Source organism: Nocardia abscessus (genome assembly GCF_015477775.1).
Classification (GTDB): Bacteria; Actinomycetota; Actinomycetes; order Mycobacteriales; family Mycobacteriaceae; genus Nocardia; species Nocardia abscessus_A.
In genome coordinates this window covers 1-578 of sequence record NZ_JADLQO010000067.1, presented here as the reverse complement: position 1 = coordinate 578, position 578 = coordinate 1, and the positions used below count along the sequence as shown (strand labels likewise).

The window sequence follows — 578 nt, the reverse complement described above, 5'->3', positions numbered from 1 at the left end:
TGAGGTTGCCCCGGTTTCCCGGACGGGTTGGGTGTGATGCTCACGCGGCTGCGTGAGTGGGGGTGTGGGCTTGTTCGTACTCTACGGGGCTGAGCATTCCGATCTTGGAGTGTCGTCTTCTGGGGTTGTAGAAGGTTTCGATGTAGTCGAAGATCGCGTTGGCCAGTTCTTGGCGTGTCGCCCACTGCTTGCGGTCGAGCAGCTCCAATTGCAGTGTGCCGAAGAAGCTTTCGACCATGCAGTTGTCGAAACAGTCCCCGATCGATCCCATCGACCCGAGTAGCCCGGCGGTGCGGATGCGCTGTCCGAAAGCCCAGCTGGTGTACTGAGCGCCGTGATCGCTATGGGCTATGGTCTGCCCGTCCGGCGGTTTGCGCCGCCAGCGGGCCATGTCCAGGGCGTCGCAAACCAGTTCGGCGCGTAGATGGCCGGCGATCGACCAGCCGACGATGCGCCGGGAGAACGCATCGAGCACGACCGCGCAGTACACCCAGCCCTCGCTGGTGCGGTGCTGAGTCACGTCCATGCACCACAGCCGGTCCGGGCCCTCGGCGGCGAAGCGGCGGTTGACCAGGTCC

Annotated in this window: 1 protein-coding gene; it reads right to left on the bottom strand. The window is 64.2% G+C overall.

Going from position 1 to position 578, the window contains the following annotated elements; all coding sequences use genetic code 11:
* Positions 1-40: 40 nt before the first annotated feature.
* Positions 41-578 (bottom strand): IS3 family transposase (locus tag IU450_RS39295; protein ID WP_195154783.1); only part of this gene is annotated, 538 nt, incomplete at its 5' end.